This is a genomic window from uncultured Negativibacillus sp. (assembly GCF_944388365.1).
Taxonomy (GTDB): Bacteria; Bacillota; Clostridia; order Oscillospirales; family Ruminococcaceae; genus Negativibacillus.
This window is the reverse complement of sequence record NZ_CALXIN010000084.1, coordinates 1-7,892: the sequence shown is the minus strand read 5'-3', so window position 1 is coordinate 7,892 and position 7,892 is coordinate 1. Positions and strand designations below refer to the sequence as shown.

Genomic DNA, 7,892 nt, shown 5'->3' with positions numbered 1-7,892 from the left:
GCCTGTTCCTGTTCTTTGCCCTGATACACCACTTTGGAATAGTCCAGGCTTTCTTCTCTGATGCAGACGATCTTACCAATGCCGATGCCTGCCGACGCGCCAACTCCCTGCAACACTTGGATACACCTCCCTGTATTTGAAAAACGATTATTCGCCCAGGCCGGACTCAACCAGCGCAACTGCTGCCTTCAGGCAAGCTTCCTCGTTGTCGCCGTCGCATTTGATCTCGATCTCGCTGCCCTGTTTGATGCAGGCAGCCATCAGGTTCATGATACTTTTTGCGTTGATGTCCTTGCCGTTAAAGTTGATGAATACATCACAGCCAAATGGAGTGACTTCTTTGATGAACAGCTGCGCTGGACGCATGTGCATTCCCATTGGGTTGATTACTTTTGTTTTTGCAGATACCATAATACAATTTCCTTTCTGACAGTCAGTCCTTCCCCATCCTGTATGAATGGGGAAGGAACCGTGTGATCAATGATTTACTTGATATTCTTTGTTTTATTCGGATACTTTATCCTTTTTCAGGATACCCAGCATCAGCATGCCGACAACAGCGCCTGCTGCCAGAGCGATGAGGTAACCAAAAACATTGCCTACAACAGGGAATACGAAGATGCCGCCGTGTGGAGCACGCAGAGTGCAGCCAAACATCATCGACAGACCACCTGCAACTGCGGAACCAACCACACAGGATGGGATGACACGCAGCGGGTCAGATGCTGCAAACGGGATAGCGCCCTCGGTGATGAAGCACAGGCCCATGATGTAGTTGACAACACCGGATTTGCGCTCATCTGCGGTGAATTTCTTTTTAAAGAAGGTGGTTGCCAGTGCGATTGCCAGCGGAGGAATCATACCGCCGATCATAACTGCTGCCATGATGTCGTAGTTGCCGGAAGCAATCGAAGCTGTACCAAAGACGTAAGCTGCTTTGTTGAATGGACCACCCATATCAATGCTCATCATACCTGCAACGATGGCACCCAGCAGAATCTTGCTGCTGCCGCCCATCGAGTTGAGGAGGTTAACGATGCCGGAGTTGATCGCAGCCATAATCGGGTTGACTGCAAACATAAATACGCCGATAAAGAATACGCCGAACAGTGGATAAATCAGAACCGGTTTGATGCCTTCCATGCTTTCCGGCAGCTTGGAGGATACTTTTCTGATGGCCAGAACCAGATAGCCTGCTACAAAACCTGCAAGCAGTGCTGCCAAAAATCCGCCGGAGATTGCATTTTCACCGCTGATATTTGCAAAGGAGTTTCCGACTTTTGCGATATAACCGCCGACAAAACCGACTGCCAGACCAGGTCTGTCTGCGATACTGTAAGCGATATAACCTGCCAGGATTGGAAGCATGAAGTTGAATGCGGTATCACCGACAGTCTTGAAGAAAGCTGCAAGCGGTGTGTTGGTACCAAAGCTTGCCGGATTGATGGAGTAGTCATCCAGCAGGAAGGCGATTGCGATGAGGATACCGCCGCCGATAACGAACGGGAGCATGTGGCTGACACCGTTCATCAGATGTTTGTAAAGCTGACGTCCGATGCTCTCATTCTTCTCGGTGCTTGTTTCTTCCACCTGACCTTTATGTTCGTAAACAGCAACGCTGCCGCTTTCGATCTGTTCGATCAGCTGTTTTGGTTTATGGATGCCGTCGGATACCGGTACAAACAGCACCTTTTTACCGGCAAAACGAGCAGTTTCTACGTTTTTGTCTGCCGCTACGATGATACCGTCGGCATTTTCAATCTCCTCAGCAGTCAGTCTGTTCTTGACACCGCCGCTGCCGTTTGTTTCTACCTTGATGGTAAGTCCCATCTCTTTGGCTGCCTTTTCCAGTGCCTCTGCTGCCATATAAGTGTGGGCGATACCGGTCGGGCAGGCAGTAACTGCAAGGATGCGAGTGCCCTGTTTTTCAGGAGCAGCTGCAGCCGGCTGAGCCTCGCCATATTTCGCTGTTTCAAAGCGGTCGATGACCGACAGGAATTCTTCTGCATCCTTTGCGCCGCGCAGCTGAGCCAGGAATTCTGGGTCCATCAGCAGCACCATCAGATGGGAGAGAATCTCCAGATGCAGGTCACCGTCGAGCGGAGCTGCGATCATGAAGAACAGATCGGACGGCTGACCGTCCATTGCTCCGTAATCCACACCCTGCTGGAGTGTCATTGCACACAGCGATGGTTTTGTAACTGTCTCGGATTTTGCATGCGGAACTGCAATGCCCGCTTCGATGGCGGTGCTGCTCTGTGCTTCCCTTGCAAGAATTGCCTGTTTGTAGGTTTCGCGGTCTTTCAGACAGCCGCTCTTTGCCTGCAGGTCAACCATCTTTTCGATGGCATCCGCCTTGTCTTTCGCCTGGGTTCCCAGTACGATCTTTTCTTTGCTGAGCAGGTCAATAATTCTCATCTTTGTTACCCCTTCCTCACTACAAGGTTTTAAAAAGTGCTCTTGCTTCTTCTCCGGTGGCAAGTCCGTCCGAAAAAGCAGTCGCGCTGCCGGTGGCAGTTCCCATCTTCAATGCGACGGCATAATCGCCGCTTTCAAGATAGCCGCTCAAAAATCCGGCAACCATCGAATCGCCCGCGCCGACCGAGTTCTTTACCGTTCCCTTAGGCGCGCTGATCTTGTGATGGGTTCCGTTTTCGTCCAGCAGGATCGCTCCTGCTCCCGCCATAGATACCAGGACATTGCGTGCGCCCTGCTGCTGCAGCTTCTGGGCTGCTTCCACGATCTCTTCGTCGCTGTGCAGCTGCACGCCAAAAATTTCTCCCAGTTCAATGTGGTTTGGCTTAATCAAAAACGGTTTATATTTCAGGACGTTGCACAGCAGATCCTGTGTCGCGTCCACCACAACCATGATGTCCTTTCCTTCCATCCGCTGCATGATCTTTTCATAGATGTCGCTTGGAAGGCTGTGCGGAATGCTTCCGGCAAGCACCAGAATGTCTCCCTGTTTGAGCTGCTCGAGCTTGTCAAACAGCTGCTGCAATTCCTCGGTGCCGATGCTCGGACCCTGACCGTTGATCTCGGTCTCACACTCTGCTTTGAGTTTGACATTGATGCGGGTCATCCCGTTGTTCAGATGGATGAAATCGGTATCCACCCCGCTTTTGTGCAGTGCATCTTCCAGCGCCTTGCCGGTAAAGCCTGCTACAAATCCCAGCGCACAGCTTGGTACGCCCAGATTTTTGAGCACATTGGAGACGTTGATGCCCTTGCCGCCAAACTGAATCTCCTCGCTGCTGGTGCGGTTGACCTCCCCTGCGCAAAAATGTTCCATCCTGACCACATAGTCGATGGCAGGATTGAATGTGACTGTATAAATCAAACTAATCCACCTCTTTTATGACCGTCTGACTTCGATAGCTCTCATCCGGCAACCTGTCGGTCAGGATGCAGGCTTTATTGAGCGGGCAGATGGTGACCGCCGCCACCTTGCCAAACTTGCTGGAATCGGCAAGGATATAACACAGATAGGAGTGCTGCACCGCCAGCGATTTGATGGCGGCTTCCTCGGTGTCCGGAGTGGTAAATCCGTGGCGGATGCTGATGCCGTTGGTGCCGACAAAGGACTTGGTAAAGTTGTATCTTCCCATCGACTCCAATGCTGCCGCTCCCACCAAGGCCTGCGTTCCAGGTTTTAACAGTCCGCCTGGCACATAGACCCGAAGCCCCTTTTCCACCAGTTTTTTGGCACATTCGATGCCGGTGGTGACAAAGGTCGCTTTGGACTGACCCAGATAGTCGGCCATCCGCAGCGTGGTGGTTCCCGCGTCGATAAAAACAAAGTCGTCGTCGTTGATCTGCGCTGCCGCATAGCGGGCAATCCGATCCTTCTGTTCGACATTCAGCTGTGCTTTCACCGTCACGTCCGGTTCCTGACTTTCAAACTCGTTCTGTGGAAGGGTGGCTCCTCCGTGGACCTTGCACAGCTTTCCCTGTCGGTCCAGCTCGCTTAAATCGCGGCGGATGGTCGCCTCTGATGCGCCGGTTGCCTGGCACAGACTTGCCACGCTCACCGTCCGCCGCTGTTCCAGCAGCTGCAAAATTGTCTGCATTCGTTCCTCTGCGATCATCCTTTGCCCTCCTTCTCCCTGTCGTTAAGCTGATTATAGCACCTTCCAAACTCATTTTCAATCATTTTCAATCAAAATCAGTCAAAAATAATCAACAATCTTTCGTGTATTTCCTCATGCAAATTGACAGTCAGGTCATATTATACGGCAAAATCAGGAAATATAGGGAAATTGATGTCTTGATTGAATTTGATTGATTTTGATAATAAAACGATTTCTCTGCAAAAAACACAAAACAGCTTTTCAATTTACGAAAAGCTGTTTTGTGTTTCATATAAGCATTATAGTCCGCACTTTTGCAGAATAGACCGTACAAATGCGGTTTTGTGTTCACAGTAGGTATCCACATCATAGCGGTACTGCTGCGCCAGTTCCTGCTTGATGCGCTGATACTCGTCCCTGGCCTGCGGATGGGTGCGCAGATAATCGCGGAAGGCAATATGTTCCAGATAAGGCTTTGCCTCCTTGTGGCAGACATAAAAGTGATACTTTATCACACTTTTTTCCTGTTCATCATAGTCCCGCGGACGGAAGAATGCCTCCCGTCCTGGCAGTCCGAGATCTCCCTGATGCACATAGCCATACTTCCCGAGCTGTTCGATCACCTTTGGGAGATCCTCCTTGTGTTTTAACACGGCATCCAGATCGATGACCGGCTTTGCACCCAAGCCTTCCACCGAAGTGGAACCGACATGTTCAATCGTTTCAAGGTAGTCTCCGATGCAGCTTTGGATCATCGCCCGAATCTTTTCAAATTCGGCTTTCCACTGCGGATCATAGGGAACGACGCGCACCTCTTTGGTGGAAAACTGCTGTTCATTCTCTTTATTCATTGACAAAGCGAACCGCCTCCTGCAAGATTCGGTCAAAATCTTCTGGATAATCGTGTTCCAGCTCCGGACAAAGCTTAAACTGTACGTCGATGCCGTTGTCGTCGAGAATTTCAAACAGTGCCTCGCTGCCCTCAAAGCAATCCTCATCCATGTCGCCGCAGCAGATATAAACCTTGGTTCCTGCCGCTTTGAGTTTGCTCAGGTCCTCGGTCCACTCCTCCAGTTCCGGCAGCCATGGAGCAACCAGAATCAGACCCTTGGGCTGTACGGCACCGGTGACAGCTGCATAGAAGGCAGCACGTCCGCCGGAGGAAAAACCGCACAGGATGCTGTTGTCCACATCGGTTCCCTGCTGCTTCAGAGTTTCCCAATGCTGCTGAATCTCCTCTGCCGCCTGCTGCTCATCATCCCACAGGTAGCCGTCGGACACCTGAATCTGGGAGGACTGCGCAAAGGCAAGTCCATAATCTAATTCCTTTGCACTCTGCCAGTAAGGAGCGGTCATCTGCGGATTCTGCTGGTCGCCGTGGAGAATCAGCAGAAACGGTTTTGCAGGCTGCACGTTTTCCTGCACCAGCTGCGGTTTTGCAGCAGCCTGTGCTGCCTGCTGACGCTCTTGACAAAGCTTTGCCATCGTTTCAAACGACGGGTCACGGCGCAGCTCCTCCAGATCCTCATCCTCCATCAGATAATCGTAATCATACCAGAATCCCTTTTGATAGAGCGCCTCCTTCATCAAACCCAGCGCCTCGTCGATGTGACCGCTGAGGGCAGCAAAACAGTAAGCAAAGTTATAAATCTGTGCCTGATTGGCGTATTCGACCTCAAAGCCTTCCGTCTTCATCAGTTGATAGGCAGCCTCGGGTCCCTGCTCGTCCAGAAGTGCAATCGCACGATTGAGCAGCTGTGTATAGGTCATGGTTGTATCCCCCTGTCAAAGCAATTTTTTCTTATACTATATCACATCATTTTTTAAAAGTATAGAGCACATCCTCGCATCTGCTGCCAATCGTGCAGACAGAAAAAAAAAGCCTTCGCAGTCAGACTGCGAAGGCTTTTAGGGTTACAGCTTTGAAAAACTTATTTCTTAGCAACCAGCTCACGGGTATGCTCTGCAACCTGCTCTGGAGTGATGTCGGTCTTCTGAGCAACACCGGTCTCGATAGCAGCTTTTGCAACGTACTGTGCAACAGCAGGAGCTACACGTGGATCAAATGGAGATGGGATGACATAGTCAGCGCTCAGTTCCTCAGCGGAAACCAGAGAGGCGATTGCATTAGCAGCAGCAATCTTCATCTCTTCATTGATCTTGCTTGCACGAACATCCAGAGCACCACGGAAGATACCTGGGAATGCAAGAACGTTGTTGACCTGGTTTGGATAGTCGGAACGGCCGGTACCGATAACAGCAGCGCCTGCTTCTTTTGCAAGAGCTGGATCGATTTCTGGGGTTGGGTTAGCGCAAGCAAAGATGATTGCATCTTTTGCCATGCTCTTAACCATCTCAGGTGTGAGAACGCCAGGAGCGGAAACGCCGACAAATACGTCTGCGCCTTTGATAACGTCGCCCAGAGAACCGGAGAGTTTGTTGTGGTTGGTAACTTTGGACATTTCAACCTTCACTTCGTTGAGGCCTTCGCGTCCTTCGTAGATAGCGCCCTTGCTGTCGCAGAGGATAGCATCAGCAATACCTGCGGAGAGAAGCAGTTTTGTGATAGCGATTGCTGCTGCACCTGCGCCGCTTACTACAACGTGGATATCTTTGATGTCTTTGCCAACAACTTTCAGAGCGTTGATCAGACCTGCCAGAGTAACGATAGCAGTACCATGCTGGTCATCGTGGAAGATCGGAATGTTACAGATCTCTTTGAGCTTGCTCTCGATGTAGAAGCACTCTGGAGCTTTGATGTCTTCGAGGTTAACGCCGCCGAAGGTTGGCTCCATCAGTTTAACGGTTTCGATGATCTTGTCTGGGTCCATGGTGTCCAGGCAGATTGGGAAAGCGTCAACACCTGCAAAGGATTTGAACAGGACGGATTTACCTTCCATAACCGGCAGACCTGCGCCTGCGCCGATGTTGCCAAGACCCAGAACAGCGGTACCGTTTGTTACAACAGCAACCATGTTGCCTTTTGCAGTGTAATCATAGATGGTATTGTAATCTTTATTGATTTCGATACATGGCTGTGCAACGCCTGGAGAATAAGCCAGAGAGAGGTCTTCAGCACCATTCAGAGGAACTTTGCACTCTACACGCAGTTTGCCCTGCGCTTTTTTGTGCAGTTCAAGAGATTTTTCATAAACGTCCATTTCGGAAATCCTCCTTAAACTTAAATCATGTTTTACACATATTAGGCGCCCCTGAAATGCCGGTCAGCAATGCAGGAACTTTGGCGAATTTTTTTGATTGGAATAGAAGTTATTCCCACAAAAATTCGATACTTTTATTGTACTCTTTCTGTCAAAAAAAAGGCAATAGAAAAAGCGTACAAAGATTTGTAAAAATGATGGACAAATTGCAAAAAAATGAATTAAAGCCCTCAAATCCTCGATTTTTAGAACCGAAAGCACTTGATTTTTTTTGGGTCAATGCTATAATAAAAGCAAATGATGCAGGATTTGCGTCAAAATGTTCGAAAAAACAGACAAGATATTAAAAAGAATAGAAGGGTTGAATCATGGAATATCGTATTGAAAAAGACTCCATCGGTGAAAAACAGGTTCCAGTAGACGCTTACTATGGCGTACAGTCGCTGCGTGGTTTTGAAAACTTCCACATCACCGGCCAGAAACTGCAGCCAGAATTCATCAATTCGATGGCAGAAATCAAAAAAGCATGCGCAATCTGCAACTGCCAGGTAGGCGAGATGGACGAAAAGATCAAAGACGCCATCTGCCAGGCTTGTGATGAGATCATCGCTGGCAAGCTGCACGACCAGTTCCTGTGCGACCCAATCCAGGGCGGTGCAGG

General features: G+C 49.8%; 9 protein-coding genes. 2 read left to right on the top strand and 7 right to left on the bottom strand.

Annotation, left to right across the window (positions count from 1 at the left end; translation table 11 throughout):
- Positions 1–147 precede the first annotated feature (147 nt).
- From Q0L39_RS09570 to Q0L39_RS09540, 7 genes are all read right to left on the bottom strand, one after another.
- Positions 148–411, bottom strand: a complete 264-nt coding sequence (locus Q0L39_RS09570) for an HPr family phosphocarrier protein (protein ID WP_296628713.1) — start codon at positions 409–411, stop codon at positions 148–150.
- A 93-nt stretch (positions 412–504) separates the two neighbouring features.
- Positions 505–2,418 carry a fructose-specific PTS transporter subunit EIIC gene (locus Q0L39_RS09565; protein ID WP_296628711.1) on the bottom strand — a complete coding sequence of 638 codons (1,914 nt, stop codon included), beginning with the start codon at positions 2,416–2,418 and terminating at the stop codon, positions 505–507.
- 19 nt (positions 2,419–2,437) lie between these two features.
- Positions 2,438–3,340, bottom strand: a complete 903-nt coding sequence (gene pfkB / locus Q0L39_RS09560) for a 1-phosphofructokinase (protein ID WP_296628710.1) — start codon at positions 3,338–3,340, stop codon at positions 2,438–2,440.
- Between the two features lies 1 nt (position 3,341).
- The gene (locus tag Q0L39_RS09555) at positions 3,342–4,088 is read right to left on the bottom strand and encodes a DeoR/GlpR family DNA-binding transcription regulator (protein ID WP_296628708.1); all 747 of its coding nucleotides are present in this window, start codon (positions 4,086–4,088) and stop codon (positions 3,342–3,344) included.
- 281 nt (positions 4,089–4,369) lie between these two features.
- The gene (locus Q0L39_RS09550; protein WP_296628715.1) at positions 4,370–4,921 is read right to left on the bottom strand and encodes a GrpB family protein; all 552 of its coding nucleotides are present in this window, start codon (positions 4,919–4,921) and stop codon (positions 4,370–4,372) included.
- Positions 4,914–5,840: a dienelactone hydrolase family protein gene (locus tag Q0L39_RS09545; RefSeq protein WP_296628705.1), complete on the bottom strand. Its 927-nt coding sequence runs from the start codon at positions 5,838–5,840 to the stop codon at positions 4,914–4,916. Before Q0L39_RS09545 ends, Q0L39_RS09550 begins: the two co-directional genes overlap by 8 nt.
- 161 nt (positions 5,841–6,001) lie before the next feature.
- Positions 6,002–7,231 carry a malic enzyme-like NAD(P)-binding protein gene (locus Q0L39_RS09540; protein ID WP_296628704.1) on the bottom strand — a complete coding sequence of 410 codons (1,230 nt, stop codon included), beginning with the start codon at positions 7,229–7,231 and terminating at the stop codon, positions 6,002–6,004.
- A gap of 56 nt (positions 7,232–7,287) precedes the next feature.
- On the opposite strand from Q0L39_RS09540, the gene Q0L39_RS09535 reads away from it, so the two are divergent.
- Together Q0L39_RS09535 and Q0L39_RS09530 are read left to right on the top strand one after the other, a co-directional pair.
- Positions 7,288–7,578 carry a hypothetical protein gene (locus tag Q0L39_RS09535; protein WP_296628702.1) on the top strand — a complete coding sequence of 97 codons (291 nt, stop codon included), beginning with the start codon at positions 7,288–7,290 and terminating at the stop codon, positions 7,576–7,578.
- A 21-nt stretch (positions 7,579–7,599) separates the two neighbouring features.
- Positions 7,600–7,892, top strand: a 293-nt coding sequence (locus tag Q0L39_RS09530; RefSeq protein ID WP_296628701.1) for a lyase family protein, incomplete at its 3' end; no start/stop codon positions are given.

Coding starts and splice junctions, on each gene's coding strand:
- Q0L39_RS09570 (WP_296628713.1), bottom strand. CDS start 411: ATGGTATCTGCAAAAACAAAAGTAATCAACCCAATGGGAATGCACATG.
- Q0L39_RS09565 (WP_296628711.1), bottom strand. CDS start 2,418: ATGAGAATTATTGACCTGCTCAGCAAAGAAAAGATCGTACTGGGAACC.
- Q0L39_RS09555 (WP_296628708.1), bottom strand. CDS start 4,088: ATGATCGCAGAGGAACGAATGCAGACAATTTTGCAGCTGCTGGAACAG.
- Q0L39_RS09550 (WP_296628715.1), bottom strand. CDS start 4,921: ATGAATAAAGAGAATGAACAGCAGTTTTCCACCAAAGAGGTGCGCGTC.
- Q0L39_RS09545 (WP_296628705.1), bottom strand. CDS start 5,840: ATGACCTATACACAGCTGCTCAATCGTGCGATTGCACTTCTGGACGAG.
- Q0L39_RS09540 (WP_296628704.1), bottom strand. CDS start 7,231: ATGGACGTTTATGAAAAATCTCTTGAACTGCACAAAAAAGCGCAGGGC.
- Q0L39_RS09535 (WP_296628702.1), top strand. CDS start 7,288: ATGCCGGTCAGCAATGCAGGAACTTTGGCGAATTTTTTTGATTGGAAT.